Annotated in this window: 15 protein-coding genes; 11 read left to right on the top strand and 4 right to left on the bottom strand. The window is 63.3% G+C overall.

All coding sequences use genetic code 11. From position 1 onward, the window contains the following. Window positions 1-17 precede the first annotated feature (17 nt). Window positions 18-578: a cytochrome b/b6 domain-containing protein gene (locus I6L37_RS07230; protein ID WP_042025905.1), complete on the top strand. Its 561-nt coding sequence runs from the start codon at window positions 18-20 to the stop codon at window positions 576-578. 88 nt (window positions 579-666) lie between these two features. Beyond that, window positions 667-1,167, top strand: coding sequence for a metal-dependent hydrolase (locus I6L37_RS07225; protein WP_216993637.1), 501 nt, complete (start codon window positions 667-669; stop codon window positions 1,165-1,167). Between the two features lie 53 nt (window positions 1,168-1,220). On the opposite strand, the gene I6L37_RS07220 is transcribed toward I6L37_RS07225, so the two are convergent. Then, window positions 1,221-2,426: a NupC/NupG family nucleoside CNT transporter gene (locus tag I6L37_RS07220; RefSeq protein ID WP_216993636.1), complete on the bottom strand. Its 1,206-nt coding sequence runs from the start codon at window positions 2,424-2,426 to the stop codon at window positions 1,221-1,223. Between the two features lie 506 nt (window positions 2,427-2,932). Between I6L37_RS07220 and dbpA the strand changes: the two genes are divergently transcribed. Both dbpA and I6L37_RS07210 read left to right on the top strand, forming a co-directional pair. After that, on the top strand, window positions 2,933-4,312 hold the full coding sequence (dbpA, locus tag I6L37_RS07215) for an ATP-dependent RNA helicase DbpA (protein WP_026456946.1): 1,380 nt from the start codon (window positions 2,933-2,935) through the stop codon (window positions 4,310-4,312). A 74-nt stretch (window positions 4,313-4,386) separates the two neighbouring features. Continuing rightward, window positions 4,387-4,677 carry a YkgJ family cysteine cluster protein gene (locus I6L37_RS07210; protein ID WP_026456947.1) on the top strand — a complete coding sequence of 97 codons (291 nt, stop codon included), beginning with the start codon at window positions 4,387-4,389 and terminating at the stop codon, window positions 4,675-4,677. On the opposite strand, the gene I6L37_RS07205 is transcribed toward I6L37_RS07210, so the two are convergent. Then, window positions 4,674-5,066 (bottom strand): hypothetical protein, encoded by a 393-nt coding sequence (locus tag I6L37_RS07205; protein ID WP_216993635.1) that lies wholly within the window; start codon window positions 5,064-5,066, stop codon window positions 4,674-4,676. The genes I6L37_RS07210 and I6L37_RS07205 overlap by 4 nt on opposite strands. Window positions 5,067-5,354: 288 nt before the next feature. On the opposite strand from I6L37_RS07205, the gene I6L37_RS07200 reads away from it, so the two are divergent. After that, entirely contained in the window at window positions 5,355-6,752 is a 1,398-nt protein-coding gene (locus I6L37_RS07200) for a PepSY domain-containing protein (protein WP_216993634.1), read from the top strand. Between the two features lie 80 nt (window positions 6,753-6,832). Here I6L37_RS07200 and I6L37_RS07195 read toward each other — a convergent pair whose 3' ends face one another. Further along, window positions 6,833-7,051, bottom strand: coding sequence for a DUF6500 family protein (locus tag I6L37_RS07195; RefSeq protein WP_216993633.1), 219 nt, complete (start codon window positions 7,049-7,051; stop codon window positions 6,833-6,835). Window positions 7,052-7,156: 105 nt separating this feature from the next. Next, window positions 7,157-8,062 carry a 1,4-dihydroxy-2-naphthoate polyprenyltransferase gene (locus tag I6L37_RS07190; RefSeq protein WP_042072708.1) on the bottom strand — a complete coding sequence of 302 codons (906 nt, stop codon included), beginning with the start codon at window positions 8,060-8,062 and terminating at the stop codon, window positions 7,157-7,159. A gap of 208 nt (window positions 8,063-8,270) precedes the next feature. On the opposite strand from I6L37_RS07190, the gene I6L37_RS07185 reads away from it, so the two are divergent. From I6L37_RS07185 to I6L37_RS07160, 6 genes are all read left to right on the top strand, one after another. Then, window positions 8,271-9,590, top strand: a complete 1,320-nt coding sequence (locus tag I6L37_RS07185; RefSeq protein WP_216993632.1) for an isochorismate synthase MenF — start codon at window positions 8,271-8,273, stop codon at window positions 9,588-9,590. 34 nt (window positions 9,591-9,624) lie between these two features. Beyond that, window positions 9,625-11,370 carry a 2-succinyl-5-enolpyruvyl-6-hydroxy-3-cyclohexene-1-carboxylic-acid synthase gene (gene menD, locus I6L37_RS07180; protein WP_216993631.1) on the top strand — a complete coding sequence of 582 codons (1,746 nt, stop codon included), beginning with the start codon at window positions 9,625-9,627 and terminating at the stop codon, window positions 11,368-11,370. Continuing rightward, complete coding sequence (gene menH, locus I6L37_RS07175; protein ID WP_216993630.1) at window positions 11,330-12,133, top strand: 2-succinyl-6-hydroxy-2,4-cyclohexadiene-1-carboxylate synthase; 804 nt, start codon at window positions 11,330-11,332, stop codon at window positions 12,131-12,133. The genes menD and menH overlap by 41 nt, the downstream gene beginning before the upstream one ends. Window positions 12,134-12,232: 99 nt before the next feature. Continuing rightward, a complete protein-coding gene (menB, locus tag I6L37_RS07170; protein WP_197460131.1) occupies window positions 12,233-13,081 on the top strand; it encodes a 1,4-dihydroxy-2-naphthoyl-CoA synthase in 849 nt (282 codons plus the stop codon). Next, window positions 13,081-14,010 carry an o-succinylbenzoate synthase gene (menC, locus tag I6L37_RS07165; protein WP_216993629.1) on the top strand — a complete coding sequence of 310 codons (930 nt, stop codon included), beginning with the start codon at window positions 13,081-13,083 and terminating at the stop codon, window positions 14,008-14,010. Before menB ends, menC begins: the two co-directional genes overlap by 1 nt. After that, window positions 14,003-15,418, top strand: coding sequence for an AMP-binding protein (locus I6L37_RS07160; RefSeq protein ID WP_216993628.1), 1,416 nt, complete (start codon window positions 14,003-14,005; stop codon window positions 15,416-15,418). Before menC ends, I6L37_RS07160 begins: the two co-directional genes overlap by 8 nt. The last annotated feature ends 179 nt before the right edge of the window (window positions 15,419-15,597 follow it).

Raw genomic sequence — 15,597 nt, 5'->3', positions numbered from 1 at the left:
CTCTATGGAGCCTTGCCATGACCAACTGGACTGAAACCCGGGTCTGGGACCCCGTCATCAGGGTATTTCACTGGCTGACGGTCACCCTCTGTCTGCTCAACTTCTTCGTGCTGGAAGAGGGCAGCCGCAACCACAGATATGTCGGCTATGCCCTGGGTGCCCTGCTGCTGATCCGGCTGTTGTGGGGGCTGGTCGGCTCCTACTATGCCCGCTTCGGCCAGTGGTGGCCCACCCCGGCCAGGGTGCGCGCCTATTTGCGCCAGCTGCTGCAAGGGCGCCATCCCTATTACCTCGGGCACAATCCGGTTGGCGCCCTGATGATCTGGCTGCTGCTGCTGTCGCTGCTCGGCACTATCGTCACCGGCTGGCTCACTACCTGGGATGCTTTCTGGGGCGAGGATTGGCTGGAGGAGCTGCACGGCGTCATCGCCAACACCCTGATGGCGGCGGTGGGCGTCCATGCCGCCGTGGTGATCCTGACCGATCGCCTCACCCGCAGCGATCTGCTGCGGGCCATGGTGCTTGGCAAAAAACGGGTGCCCCTTCACGTCCAGGTGGAAGATCCGCGCAACGAGTGACCGGGCCTGCCTGCCGGCCCCGGTTTTTTGCTGCAATCCCCGGTGACACTGGTAAGATGCGCCGCCGTTTCTCCACGCCGTGACAACCATGACCGCCCAAGGGCACCTGCTGTTTTCCGTTACCTGCACCCTGCTCGCCCACAAATTCCAGCTCACCCCGGCCCTGGCCGATGCCAGCCTGTGGCACGCCATTCCCGCGGCACTGGCCAGCGCCCTGCTGCCGGATCTCGATCACCCCAAATCTGTGCTGGGACAGCGGCTGCCGTGGATCTCGAAACCGCTATCCCGGCTGTTCGGTCATCGCGGCTTCACCCACAGTCTGCTGGCGGTGGCTGTTGCCATCTGGGGGCTGAACCAGAGCCTGCTCCCCGATACCCTGCCGGTTGGTGTCAAGGATGCCCTGATCGTCGGCTATCTCAGCCATCTGCTGGGGGACTGGCTCACCCCGGCCGGTATTCCGCTGCTGTGGCCCGGCAAGCGGCGCTACCGGTTGCCGGGCTGGCCCCTTAAAAGTGGCGGCGCCCTCGAGACCGGTTTTTGCACCCTCACCCTGCTGGTGGCGGGTTGGTGGTGCGGCTGGCGCCTATGAAAAAGCCCCCGGCCGAAAAGCCGGGGGCCTGACAATCGCAAGGCAGCGAATGATCAGATCATGATGCCTGCGATCACGGCGGAGAGCAAGCTCACCAGGGTGGAGCCGTAGACCAGCTTGAGGCCGAAGCGGGAGACCATGTTGCCCTTCTCTTCGTTCAGCGCTTTCACCGCACCGGCGATGATGCCGATGGAGCTGAAGTTGGCGAACGAGACCATGAAGATGGAGAGGATGCCGACGGTGCGTGGCGAGAGATCGGCGGCGATCTTGCCCAGATCCATCATGGCCACGAACTCGTTGGTCACCAGCTTGGTCGCCATGATGGAGCCCGCCTGCAGCGCTTCACTGCCCGGGATGCCCAGGATCCAGGCGATGGGGTAAAAGATGTAGCCCATGACGTGCTGGAAGTTGACGCCAAACGCCATCTCGAACAGGTAGTTGATGAGGGCGATCAGGGCGATGAAGCCCACCAGCATGGCCCCGACGATGACCGCCACGGTGAAACCGGCCATGATGTACTCCCCCAGCATCTCGAAGAAGTTCTCCTTCTTCGGGGTGTGGTGCTCGTCCCCCTCGGCCAGCGCCTTGGCGTCGGTCACCGTGTTGTCCGGCTCGTAGGGGTTGATGAGGGACAACACCACGAAGGTGCTGAACATGTTGAGCACCAGAGCGGCCACCACGTAACGCGGCTCGATCAGCTGCATGTAGGCGCCGACGATGGACATGGAGACGGTGGACATGGCGGTCGCCGCCAGGGTGTACATCTGCTTCTCGTTGAGGTGCGGCAGTATCTTCTTGAGCGCGATGAAGTTTTCAGACTGGCCAACAATCATGGCGCTAATGGCGTTGAAGGATTCCAGCTTGCCCATGCCGTTGATTTTGGCCAGCACGGTACCGATGCCGCGAATGACCAGCGGCAGCAGACGGATGTACTGCAGGATGCCGATCAGCACGGAGATGAAAACGATGGGCATCAGCACCATCAGGAAGAAGGAGAAAGCCCCCTCGTTGACCAGGCCGCCAAACACGAAGTCGGTTCCCTGTTTGGCAAACTCCATCAGCTTGGTGAAGCCGGCAGCAAAGCCTCCTACCACTGCCAGACCCACTTCCGAGTTCAGCATGAACCAGGCCAGCGCCAGCTCGACCACCAGCAGCTGGATGATGTAGCGCACCTTGATCTGTTTCCTGTTGTGGCGGTTGACCAGCAGCGAGAGCGCAAGGACCATCACGAGTCCGAGCACGAAGTGAAGATATTCCATACCTGTAGCACCTGGGTGAATTGTAATTTTCGACCGGCGCCATCATAGAGATTCGTATATTTAAAAATCAGAGAATCATCACACTCCCACTCAATAAGCGGGAGCTTGCTATGGTAAAAACGTTTTTAAATTAATCTCTAATAAACCATTTTTAACGCTTTGAGTAAAAAACATCAAAATTGAACAAATTCAATGCGATAAATTATTAATCAGATAACATTAATTGACCTTTGATATTTTTAACCCTGTTTAAACAGGCGCCGAAACATTCCTTTATTTAAACAAGACATCAGCAAAACGTTTATCTTATATAACCAAACACCTTTTATTTAATTTCTTCGCAGCTGCCGTTGGCTTGCCATCAAACTCTGGCAGATAAACCAATGACCCCGCCAACAGCCCCTCGGTCAACCGTTCAAATTTCCGCCACATCGGACGCCGCATTCTGGTATGATGCGCCCCCTTGCGCGCCGCGCACCCCGTTTTCCGTGAAATAGAGTCCTTTTGTGAACAACAGCGAATTTAGCAGCCTGAACCTCCCCTCCGCCCTGCAAGAGAACCTCGCCAGCCTGGGTTATCTGCAGATGACCCCGATCCAGGCCCAGAGCCTGCCTCTGGTGCTCGATGGCAAAGACTTGATCGCCAAGGCAAAAACCGGCAGCGGCAAAACCGCTGCCTTCGGTCTCGGCCTGCTGGCCAGCCTCGACGTCAACCGGCTCGAGGTGCAGGCACTGGTGCTCTGCCCGACCCGCGAACTGGCGGATCAGGTGGCCACCGAGATCCGCCGCCTGGCCCGCACCCTGCCAAACGTCAAGCTGGTGACCCTGTGCGGCGGCACCCCGACCGCACCGCAGTCGGCCACCCTGGGCTTTGGTGCCCACATCGCCGTCGGCACCCCGGGCCGGGTGCTCAAGCATCTGGAACAGGGCACCCTCGATCTGGATTGCCTCAAGACGCTGGTGCTGGACGAGGCGGATCGCATGCTGGACATGGGCTTTGGCGAAGACATCAACCGGGTCATCGGTTATGCGCCGCGGGATCGCCAGACCCTGCTCTTCTCCGCCACCTATCCGGAGGGGATCGCCCAGATGAGTCGTGGCGTGCAGCGCAACCCGGTCGAGGTGAGCGTGGAGTCCCTGCATCAGGAGAGCGCCATCGAACAGAAGCTCTATGAAGTGCCGGCCGGCCAGCGTCTCGACGCCCTCACCTGGCTGCTGAGCCACTATCAACCGGCCTCCTGCGTGGTGTTCTGCAACACCAAGCGAGCCTGTAACGATGTGGCCGACCACCTGGCCGCCAAGGGCTTCTCGGCCTTGGCGCTGAACGGCGATCTGGAGCAGCGCGAACGGGATCAGGTGCTGGTGCGCTTTGCCAACGGCAGCGCAACCATACTGGTGGCCACCGACGTGGCGGCCCGTGGCCTCGACATCAAGGAGCTGGGCGCCGTCATCAACTATGAGCTCACCTATGACCCCGAGGTGCATGTGCACCGCATCGGTCGCACCGGTCGCGCCGGTCAGCAGGGTCTGGCCCTGAGCCTCTATCAGCCGAACGAAGCGCAGCGCGTCAACCTCATCGAGGAGTACCAGCAGGCACCGCTGCCACAGGGCGATCTCGATGCCATCGGCCGCACTATCAAGCCGCTTGCGCCCCAGATGGTGACTCTATCCATCGACGCGGGTCGCAAGACCAAGGTGCGGGCCGGGGATATCCTGGGCGCCCTGACCGGCGAGGGTGGCATTGCCGGGGCAGATGTGGGCAAGATCCAGATCGCCGAGCAGTACTCCTACGTCGCGGTCAAGCAGAGCGTGGCCAAGGCGGCGCTCAAGCGGCTGCAGGAAGGCAAGATCAAGGGACGCAGCTACCGCGCCCGCAAACTGGGCTAAGCCCGACGAGCACAGGCGCCGGCATGGCGCCTGTTTCATTTTCACCAAGGTCGCAAGACGACAAGACAGAGACCATGACCCGGACAACTGAGCCACAGATAAGCTGCCAGAACTGCGAAGCCTGCTGCTGCCGCCTGGAAGTAATGCTGCTGACCGACACAGGGGTGCCGGACCGCTACATCGAAGAGCGGGAGGGCGAAGTGCCCGTGATGCAGCGCTTGGACGATGGCTGGTGCGCGGCGCTCGATCGCAACACCATGATGTGCCGCATCTACGATGTGCGCCCCCTGATCTGCCGCGAATTCGAGATGGGCGAACCCGACTGCATCGACGAACGGGACAAGTGGTTTATCAAACTCGGTTAAGAAGGTGAGCGGGCCAGCTGCACCTCGAGCCAGGTGATGGCCGCCTGCTCGCACTCGCAGTAATGCACCGCCTTGAAGGGCACACCGGCGAAGACCTGATCGGCCAGATAACGCTTGAAGCCTCCCGACAACACCACCGCCAGATACTGGCAACCGCTGCCGGCGCACCAGTCAAACTGGCGATGAAAGCGGTGCAGCACTTCGGGGCCGGCCGCCTCGAACTCGGTGATAACCTCAACTATGCCCCAGGGGCCGCCTTGCAGTTCCGCCAGCGCATCGCGGAAGCGGGCCTCGTAGGCCATGGCGCCCGCCAGATTGAAGGCACCACTCGGGCGGCAGATCAGCATCTGCCCCCTGCGTTCCATTGCAAACTTGCCGTGCGGCTGCATTCCGTTCCTCCCTGACCGGCGCCACTCCAGTGGCTGTTGCTATAAGATAATGATTTACATCAAAAAATCTACAGCATCGAAAACACCATCCGGTTCCCATACTGCCACAGCCCCCATGGCGCCCCCTTGCTTCCACTCATTATGATCTTTATCAACAATCTCTTTTCATTTCATCCAAGGGTCCGACCAGAGATGTGGCATTGCCGTTAACAAAACGTTGCTGTTATCATCCGCGGCCATAAAACACTCCACCAGCAGGAATGTTGGTCATCGACATAAGGACACGAGATGAAAAACAGGGATGCCCATTACTACCAACGGATCTGGCGCTGGCACTTTTATGCCGGCCTGTTTGTCGCCCCCTTCCTGATCCTGCTCTCCCTGACCGGCATCATCTATCTGTTCAAGCCTCAGCTCGACAACCTGATGTACCCCGAGCTGATGAAGGTGACCCCGACGGCCCAGACCCTAAGCGCCGATGAGCTGCTGACCAGGGCGATGGCTGCCATGCCGGATGCCAGCCTGCGCAAATACCTGCCGCCGGCAAGCCCGGATGCCAGCGCCCAGCTCATCGTCATGCAACAGGGCCAGGAGCTGACCCTGTTCATGGATCCCGCCAGCGGCGACCTGCTCGGCACCATGGACAACAAGTGGAACCTTCAGGCGGTGGCGCGCGCCCTGCACGCCGATCTGCTGCTTGGCACCACGGGTGATAGGCTGATCGAGCTGGCCGCTGGCTGGGGGCTGGTGCTGCTCATCAGCGGCCTCTATCTCTGGTGGCCACGCAAGGGACCGGGCATGGGCGGCATCCTCTGGCCCAGAATGCACCAGCGTGGCCGCCTCTGGTGGCGTGACCTGCACGCCGTGGTCGGCTTCTGGGGTGCCGGCTTCCTGCTGCTGTTGCTGCTGAGCGGCATGACCTGGACCGGTTTCTGGGGCGATCAGTTTGCCAATGTGTGGAACCGCTTCCCCGCCGCCATGTGGAACCAGGTGCCCAAATCGGCCCCCCTTGCCCGCAGCCTCAACCAGGCGCATGAGCAGACAGTGCCCTGGGCGGTGGAAAATACCCCCATGCCGGACTCCCGGATGGCGGAAGAGGGCCATGATCACGGCGCCATGGACCATGGCAGTACCCACGACGGCGTGGTGATGGCCAGCCGGCGCATCCCGCTGCAACAGGTGGTGGAGATTGCCCGCGAGCGCGGGGTCAGCCCGGGTTACAGCATCACGCCGCCGGCGGGGGATAGCGGTGTCTTCACCATCGCCCTGTTTGCCGACGACCCGCGCAACGATGCCACCCTGCACATCGATCAATACAGCGGCAAGGTGCTGGCCGACGTGCGCTGGCAGGATTACGGCCCGGTGGCCAAGACGGTGGAGACCGGCGTCATGCTGCACATGGGCAAGCTCTATGGCTGGCCTCACCAGCTCGCCATGCTGCTCATCTGCCTGATGGTGCTGGCCAGCGCGGTGAGCGGCCTGTGGATCTGGTGGTGCCGTCGCCCGCAGGGCCGCCTGGCAGCCCCTCCGCTGCCCGCCAGCCTCCCCCCCATGCGTGGCGCCATCGCCCTGCTGATCCTCCTCGGCATCTGCTTCCCGCTGGTGGGCGCCTCCATGGTCGCCATCTGGCTGCTGGACAGCCTGATCTTCTCCCGCCGCGCACCAAAACTGGCGGAGATAGGCTAGGCCCCACTCTCACGACCGAATGACAACGCCATTCAATAGCAAGGGCTCCCGATGGGGAGCCCTTGCTGCTTCAATTCGGCCTATTTCATCGCCTCGACCAGCCGGAGGATCTTGCTGGCCTTTTCGAAGTGATCGAGCCTGTGGGTCTGGATCCACCAGGTCGCCGCCTCCATCAACAACTCGGGATCCTCATTCTTGTTGGCGAAGAAGGCATAGAAGGAGAGCCCGACTGCCTCCCCCTTTTGTACAATTTTCTGCTGGCAGACCTGGATGATTTTCTCTCTGAGTGAGTCGCGCATGGCGGCTTTCCCTGCTTGGTGGGTGGCATGCAAGGCAGCATACCTCAGCCAGCAAAAAGGGCCCCCGTCCGGGAGCCCTTTTTCATTGCCAAAACGGGTCGCGACTCAGGAGAGCGCCAGCCCGATGGAGAGCAACAGGCTGTAGAGGAAGGCGCTGATGGCGGTCTTCTTGAGGGCGCCTGTCAGCACCTCGCCATCGAAACTCTCTCGCAGTGTCCTGGCCGCATCGGTCAGTGGCTTCATGGCCGGCAGGAAGATCCAGGGCCAGAAGCTGGCAGGCTGGGTCAGGATGAAGAGCACGGTCGCCAGCACGGCAGATCCCAGCAGCACCCAGTGATAGGCGATGGCGCGATTGCGACCGAGGCGCACCGCCAGGGTGATCTTGCCGCTGGCGGCATCGGTTTCGATGTCGCGCACGTTGTTGATGTTGAGCACGGCGGTAGCCAGCAGGCCACAGGCGGCCGCGGGCAGCAGCAGATCCCACTGCAGGGTCTTGGTAAAGAGGTAGTAGGAGCCGAGCACCCCCAGCAGGCCGAAGAAGAGGAACACCGAGATATCGCCGAAACCGCGATAACCGTAAGGAGTCTTGCCCACCGTGTAGGTCACCGCAGCGACGATGGCCGCCCCACCCAGCACCACGAACGCCAGGATCTGCAGCCACTGGCCGCCGAAGGCGCAGCCCAGCAGCAACAGGCCGCTCGCCACCGCCGCCAGCGCGGTCAGCGCCATCGCCACGCACATCTGCTTGCGGGTGATGAGGCCGGATACCACGGCCCGCTGGGGACCGATCCGCTCGCCATTGTCGGCACCGGAGACCGCATCGCCGTAGTCGTTGGCCAGATTGGAGAGGATCTGCAGCAGGATGGCGGTCAGCAGGGAGAGCGCCATGATGGTGCCGTCGAAGGCGCCGCGGCTGGCAGCCAGCCCGGAACCCAGGAGAATGGACGAGCAGGCGAGCGGCAATGTTCGCAAACGAGCCGCCAGCAACCATGTAGATAAGGTATTTGTCATATTGTGATGGCCAAACAATCGGATATTGATCGTGTTAAGGGTTATCGAACCGGATTTGGGTATACTGGGCCCCGGAAGTGAAGCTCCCTCGGGCGATTTACATGGACGAATGGGCAGATAATATATAGGAAATCATCGCCCTTTGGCATAAACCTACGGCATCCTGCTACGGGATCGGTCGTTACTACCCGGTTCAGACACTACATCCATGTTGGCTCAGACCCATATCAAGCAACAACTGGACGCCCTGCGTCACAACAACGTCAGCGGCTTCGTACGACTGCGCGTAGGGATCGAGGTTCGATCCTTCCTGGGCTGGCTCGCGGCGCAGACTCTCTACCCCCGCATCTATTGGCACGCCCGTGGCCAGGATCGCCCCGAGTATGTTGCCCTGGGCGCCATCCACGAGCTGACCGAGCCCGATGCCATCCGCCAGGTCTGCACCAACACCAGCCAGTATCATGACGACAGCCCCCGCTACTATGGCGGCGTGGCGTTCGATCCGGCCCAGCCGGGTTGGCAAGGGTTTGGCGCCTGCCGCTTCGTGCTGCCCCGCATCGAGCTGGTGCGCCGCGGCGAGTGTGTCAGCCTCTGCCTCAACCTCTGGCTGACCAAAGAGAACCTCGAGTCCGAGCTGGCCGCCGCCGAAGCCGCCCTCGACGCCCTGCAGCCGGAGGCGCCCCTGGCCCAGCTGCAAAAGCAGCGCTGGCAGCGTCAGGATTGCCCTGAGCCGGCCCAGTGGCAACGCCTGGTGGAGCAAGTCACCTCCCCCGCATTTCAGGCCCACACCCCCAAGGTGGTGCTCTCCCGCGAGAGCGTGCTGACCAGCCATCGGGGCGGCGAGGATGTCTGCCCCTGGGTCATGCTCAACCAGTGGATCGGCCATGCCCAGGACTGCTTCCACTTCGGCTTCCAGTTTTCCCCCGAGCAGGCCTTTATCGCCTGCTCCCCCGAGCGCCTTTACCGACGCGAGGATCGCCACCTCTTTAGCGAGGCGCTGGCAGGTACCATCCGCCGTTCCGGCGACGAAGCGACCGATGCCGCCCTGGCCGCCGAGCTGCTGGCCGACAGCAAGAACCGGCTGGAGAATCGGCTGGTGCATGCCGATATCCTGAGCCGCTTGGCCCAGCTGGCCCACGACGCCACCCTGACCGAGCCACGCATCCTGAAGCTGCGCCTGCTGCAGCACCTCAAGTGCGACATCGAGGCCGAGCTCAAGCCCGGTGTCTGTGACTGGCAGTTGCTCGAAGCCCTGCACCCGACCCCTGCGGTGGGTGGCGCCCCGCGCGAAGCGGCGCTGGCCTTCATCCGCGAAAACGAACCCTACGAGCGCGGCTGGTATGCCGGGGCCTGCGGCATGCTGAGCCGGGAGACTTCGGAGTTTGCCGTCGCCATTCGCAGCGCCCGCATCCAGCCTGGCAGCGTCACCCTGTTTGCCGGCGCCGGCATAGTGGCGGGTTCCGAGCCCGCCGCCGAGTGGGCCGAGCTCGACAACAAGATCGCCAATGTGCTCTCCCTGCTGGGATAGCCGTTCATCCTCTTTCCAACCCGCGAGAGCGCTTATGTCCGCCAGTGAAGTGTTTGCGAGCACCGTCTTTCCCACTCAGCACGCCACCTTCAACCATGTCTGGTCCTCCCTGCTGCTGGAGGAGCTTTATCGCCTCGGGGTGCGCGATATCGCGCTGGCCCCGGGTTCGCGCAGCGCCCCGCTCACCATGGCCGCCGCCGCCCACTCCGGGTTTCGCCGCCATCTGCATTTCGACGAGCGGGGCCTGGGCTTCATGGCGCTGGGACTGGCCAAGGGCAGCAACCGGCCGGTAGCTGTGATCATGACGTCGGGCACCGCGGTCGCCAACCTCTGGCCCGCGGTGGCCGAGGCCCAGCTCACCGGCGCGTCGCTCATCATTCTCTCCGCCGACCGCCCCCACGAGCTCATCGACAACGGCGCCAACCAGGCCATCGACCAGCAGGGGATCTTCGGCCACTACCCCGTTTTTCAGCAGAGTCTGCCAAGCCCCACTCCTACCATCCCCGCCGCCTTCGTACTGAGCTCGGTGGATCAGGCGCTGGCGCAGCAGGCGCGCACGCCGGGGGTGGTACACATCAACTGCATGTATCCCGAGCCCCTCTACCCCGGCGACCAGTATCAGGATTTTGCCGCCTATCTCGCCCCCCTCGGCGACTGGCTCACTTCGGGTCGCCCCTGGAGCCCCTGGCAGCTGGGTGAGCAGAGCTGCCCACCCCAGCCCGACTGGAGCGAGATGCAAGGCAGGCGCGGCGTCATCGTCGCCGGGCGGATCACCTACCCCGACCAGGCACAGGCGGTGGTAGAGCTGGCCGAGCGCCTCGGTTGGCCCCTGCTGGCGGATATCCAGAGCCAGATCCGCTTCGATGCTCGCAACCTCATCCACATGGATTTGGCGCTCAACGATCCCGGCTTCGTCGCCGAACTGGGGCGCGCCGAGGTCTTGCTGCAATTTGGCGCCCGTCTGGTCTCCAAGCGCCTCGGCCAGTTTATCAAGAGCCACCCTTGGCTGGATTACTGGCTGGTGGATCCACAGCCGGCCCGGCTCGACCCCGACTACCGGCTGCGCAACCGCCTGCTGTGCAGCGCCAGCGCCTTCGTGGCGACTCATCCGGTCGCAGCCACGGCGACTCCCTGGCACCGGCTGGACGCCCTGCAACAGAAGGCGAGTCGACAGATCGTCGCCGCCTGCGAGCGCTTCTCCGAATTGGGGGTATGCCATCGCCTCAATCGACTGATCCGCGGTCAGCTGTTTGTCGGCAACAGCATGCCGGCCCGGCTGATGGATATGCTGGGCATTCCAGGCCAGGGACCGAGCCGGGTGATGACCAACCGCGGCGCCTCCGGCATCGATGGCCTCATTGCCACCGCCTACGGCTTCGCGCAATCGGTCGAGCAGGGCAGCGCCGAGCCCACCACCCTGCTGCTCGGGGATCTCAGCGCCCTGCACGATCTCAACAGCCTGGCCCTGCTTGGCAAGGCCAGCCGACCGCTGGTGGTGATCCTGCTCAACAACGATGGCGGCAGCATCTTTCGCATGCTGCCGGTGCCCACCGAAGGGGAGCTGCTGGAGAGCTACTACCGGCTGCCCCATGGCCTGTGCTTCGAGCATGCCGCCGCCATGTTCGGCCTCGCCTATCGTGCGCCGGACAGCCTGGCCGAGTTCGAGCAGGCCTATACCGAGGCGCTTGGTGACGGCGTCACCCTGATCGAGATCCGGGTGCCGAGCGAGCAGGTGGCCGATGATCTCAAGGCGCTGGGGGCCGCCATCCGTGGCGCCTGAACAGCCCCAACGGCCGCACACCCTGGTGCTGCTGCACGGCCTGCTGGGGGATGCCGCTGACTGGCAGCCGGTGATCGATCGCCTGCCCGCCATCCGCTGCGTGGCCCTCGACCTGCCGGGCCACGGCCGCAACCACGCGGTGCGGGTGAACGGCTTTGACGAGGCCCATCGCTGGCTCTGTGACGAGCTGGCCGCGCGAAATATCGAGCACTATCTGCTGGCGGGCTATTCCCTCGGCGGACGCCTCGCCTTCTATCACGCCAGCCGCTCCCCGAATGGTTTGCAGGCCCTGCTGCTGGAGAACTGCCATCCCGGTCTGCCTGCTGCCGAGCGGGCCGCCCGCATCGCCCACGACGAGGGGTGGGCACAACGCTTCGAGCGCGAGCCGCTTGCCGACGTGTTGGCGGACTGGTACCGGCAGGGGGTCTTTGCCGATCTGGACGAAACGGCCCGTGCCCGCCAGATCGCCCGTCGCCTCGGCAACCGGGGTGGCGCCATCGCCACCATGCTGCGCGCCACCTCGCTGGGGCAACAGCCCGATCTCGCCCCCTGGCTGGCAAAGGCCGAATTGCCGGTCACCTATGTGAGCGGCAAGCGGGATCAGAAATTCCACCACCTGGCTTGCCAGCTGGCGAGTCAGCATCGCAAAATCAACCACTTGGTACTGGATGGCGGCCACAACCTGCACGCCAGCCAGCCCGAGATCTTTGCCCGGTTCCTTGCGAAGTGGGTCAACCAACCAGAAGAGAAGAGTCATGATTGAAGCAATGACGGAAGCGGAACTGTACGCACCTGTCCAGCAGGCCGTGATTGCTCCATTTTCGCTCGAACAGACTAGAAGGAAAAAACCATGATTGAGGCAATGACGGAAGCGGAACTGTACGCACCTGTCGAGTGGCGCGATTGCTCCGCCGGTTACGAGGACATCCTCTATCACAAGTCCGGCGATGGCATTGCCAAGATCACCATCAACCGCCCCCAGGTACGCAACGCCTTCCGCCCCCGCACCGTGAAAGAGATGCTGCAGGCGCTGGCTGATGCCCGCTATGACGATCAGGTCGGCACCATCATCCTGACCGGCTTCGGCGAGAAGGCCTTCTGCGCCGGTGGCGACCAGAAGATCCGCGGCGACTACGGTGGCTACCGCGACGACGAGGGGACTCATCACCTCAACGTGCTCGACTTCCAGCGCGACATCCGCACCTGCCCGAAACCCGTGGTGGCCATGGTGGCCGGCTACGCCGTCGGCGGCGGCCATGTGCTGCACATGATGTGTGATCTGACCATCGCTGCGGACAACGCCATGTTCGGCCAGACCGGTCCGAAAGTGGGCTCCTTCGACGGCGGCTGGGGTGCCTCCTATATGGCGCGCATCGTCGGCCAGAAGAAAGCTCGCGAGATCTGGTTCCTGTGCCGTCTGTATGACGCCAAGCAGGCCCTCGACATGGGACTGGTCAATACCGTGGTACCGGTCGCCGAGCTGGAGCGTGAAACCGTGCGCTGGTGCCGCGAGATGCTGCAACATAGCCCGATGGCTTTGCGCTGCCTGAAAGCCGCGCTGAACGCCGACTGCGATGGCCAGGCGGGCTTGCAGGAGCTGGCGGGCAATGCCACCATGCTGTTCTACATGACCGAAGAGGGTCAGGAAGGGCGCAATGCCTTCAACGAAAAGCGCCGCCCCGACTTCTCCAAATACAAGCGGAACCCCTGATGACACTCGCCCTCTATCGCTACCGACTGCCTTTTACCCAGCCCCTGACCTTTCACGGCAAGGTGGAGGTGGCGCGCGAGGGCTTGCTGGTCCGCATTGACGACGGCTGGGGGGAGATAGCCCCCCTGCCCGGTTTCTCCAAAGAGACCCTGGCCGAGGCACACGCCGAGGCCATCGCCTGTCTGGAACAACTGGCCGCGGGGCAACCCATAGCCCCGCGCCTGCCTTCGGTGCAATTTGGCTTTGACTGTGCTCGCCGGGTCTGGCCCGCACAGACGGCCCCCCTGCCCGAACCCTATCCCCTTATTCAGGGCTCCCCCCAGGAGTTGCTGAAACACTGGAAAGAGTGGCTCCATCGCACTCCCAACAAAGCCAAGCTCAAGGTGGCCCGCTATCCCATGCGGGACGAGCTGGCACTGATCCGGCTGCTGTGCGACCGCATTCCGACCCTCAAGCTGGTGCTGGATGCCAACCAGGGCTGGACCCGCGAGGAGGCCTGGACCTTCTGCGGCCATCTGGACCCGAACCGGATCGAGTATCTGGAAGACCCCTGTGCCGATTTCGCCGACATCGCTTTTGTCGCCAACCGCACCGGCATGCCGGTGGCGCTGGACGAGCTGCTGGCCCAGGGCAAGCCATGGGAGCCCATCCCGCAGCTGCGCGCCCTGGTGCTCAAGCCCATGCTGCTCGGCTCGCTGGCCCACTGCGAGGCGCTGATCAACCGCGCCCGCGAGCTGCGGCTCAAGGTGATCATCTCCTCCTGCTTCGAATCCGGCCTTGGCCTGAACCAACTGTTCCACCTCGCCGGAGAGTGGGCCCCGGAGCAGGCCCCCGGGCTGGATACCCGTCGCTGGATGGCGGCGGATCTGTTAAACGAAGCCGGGGAGCCGGACACCGGCGCCCTGGAGACCCTGTTTTACCGTGACTGATTTCCCCGCTCCAATCCAGGAGACTTGCCCGGTACGCCACTGGGCCAGGCTCGCCCCCCATCGCATCGCCATCCACGCCGACACCCCGCTGAGCTACCGGACGCTCGATCTGCGCCTCAACAGCCTGTGCGACCAGCTCGCCCGGGCCGGGCTCACCCGCGGGGATCATCTGGCCGCCGTGGTGCGCGGCGCGCTGGAGGATGTGCTGCTGGCCTGGGCCTGCGTGCGCAGCGGTATCGTGTTCTGTCCGCTCAACCCCGCCTTTCCGCTCACCCGACAAGTCGAACTGGCCGGCCGCCTCGACGCCCGGGCCTTCTGGTCAGCGGGCGACATGCCGAGCGGTGACTGGCAGGCGCTGCGGCTCGATTTCAGCCGCGAGCTGGCAACAGGTTATGATGAGTGGCCGCTTGAGCCAACCCAGCTCAACAACATGATCCTCACCTCGGGCTCCAGCGGCACACCGAAAGCCGTGGTGCACCGGCTGGCCAACCATCTGGCCTCGGCACGGGGCTCCGCAGCCCTCATCCCCCTCGACGAAGAGTGTGGCTGGCTGCTCTCCCTGCCGCTGTTTCATGTCGGCGGCTACGCCATCCTGTTTCGGGTCTTTCTGGCGGGAGCCGCCCTGGTGCTGGACGATCGCAGCCGCCCCCTCGAGGCGCGGCTCGAGCGCCAGCCCATCACCCACCTGTCCCTGGTGCCGACCCAGCTCTGGCGCCTGCTGGCCCGGGGCTTCGATCCTGCGCGCACCCGTCTGCGCGAGCTGCTGCTCGGCGGCGCCGCCATCCCGCAGCCGCTGGTCGAACGCCTCACCGCCATGGGGCTCACCCCCAAGGTGAGTTACGGCCTCTCCGAGATGGGCAGCCAGGTCTGTACCGCCCTGCCCACCCGGGCGGGGATGGTGGGCCGCCCGCTGCCGGGGCGGGAGTTGTGCATCAAGGGACAGGAGATCTGCGTGCGCGGTGCCACCCTGTTTGCCGGTTACTACCGTGATGGCGCGCTGGAGCTGCCCCTCGACGAAGAGGGCTGGTTTCACACCCGGGACAAGGGGCACCTCACCCCGAACGGCGAGCTGGTGGTGGAGGGACGACTCGACAACCTCTTCATCTCGGGCGGGGAGAACATCCAGCCCGAAACCATAGAGCAGCGGCTGGTGGATCACCCCGCCATCGCCCAGGCACTGGTGGTGCCGGTGCCGAACGATGAGTGGGGGCAGCGCCCCGCTGCCTTTATCGACTGGCACGGAGAACCCGTTCCCCATGCCGAACTGACCGCCTGGATCAGGGCCTCCCTGCCCGGCTTTATGGTGCCGGATCACTGGCTGCCCTGGCCCGATCTCGGCGGCAACCTGAAGCCCTCCCGTCAGCATCTGGCCCACGCAGCCCGGAACCACGTGGGAGACAGGATATAAAATGTGATATATGTCACATTCCATGTTTTTACTCATCGTTCAAAAAAGCCGCATGTGAGTCTTTACTTTCAATCAAGCCCCGTCCGAGTCACAAACTGGCGTCTGATATAAATTTTATCTATTTTTCAGTGTGTTAATTTACAGTTGATATCCTTTTGGGGCCTAGTAGATTGCCCTCC

This window comes from Aeromonas sp. FDAARGOS 1407 (genome assembly GCF_019048725.1).
GTDB lineage: Bacteria > Pseudomonadota > Gammaproteobacteria > Enterobacterales > Aeromonadaceae > Aeromonas > Aeromonas enteropelogenes.
This window is presented reverse-complemented; position numbering and strand designations above follow the sequence as displayed.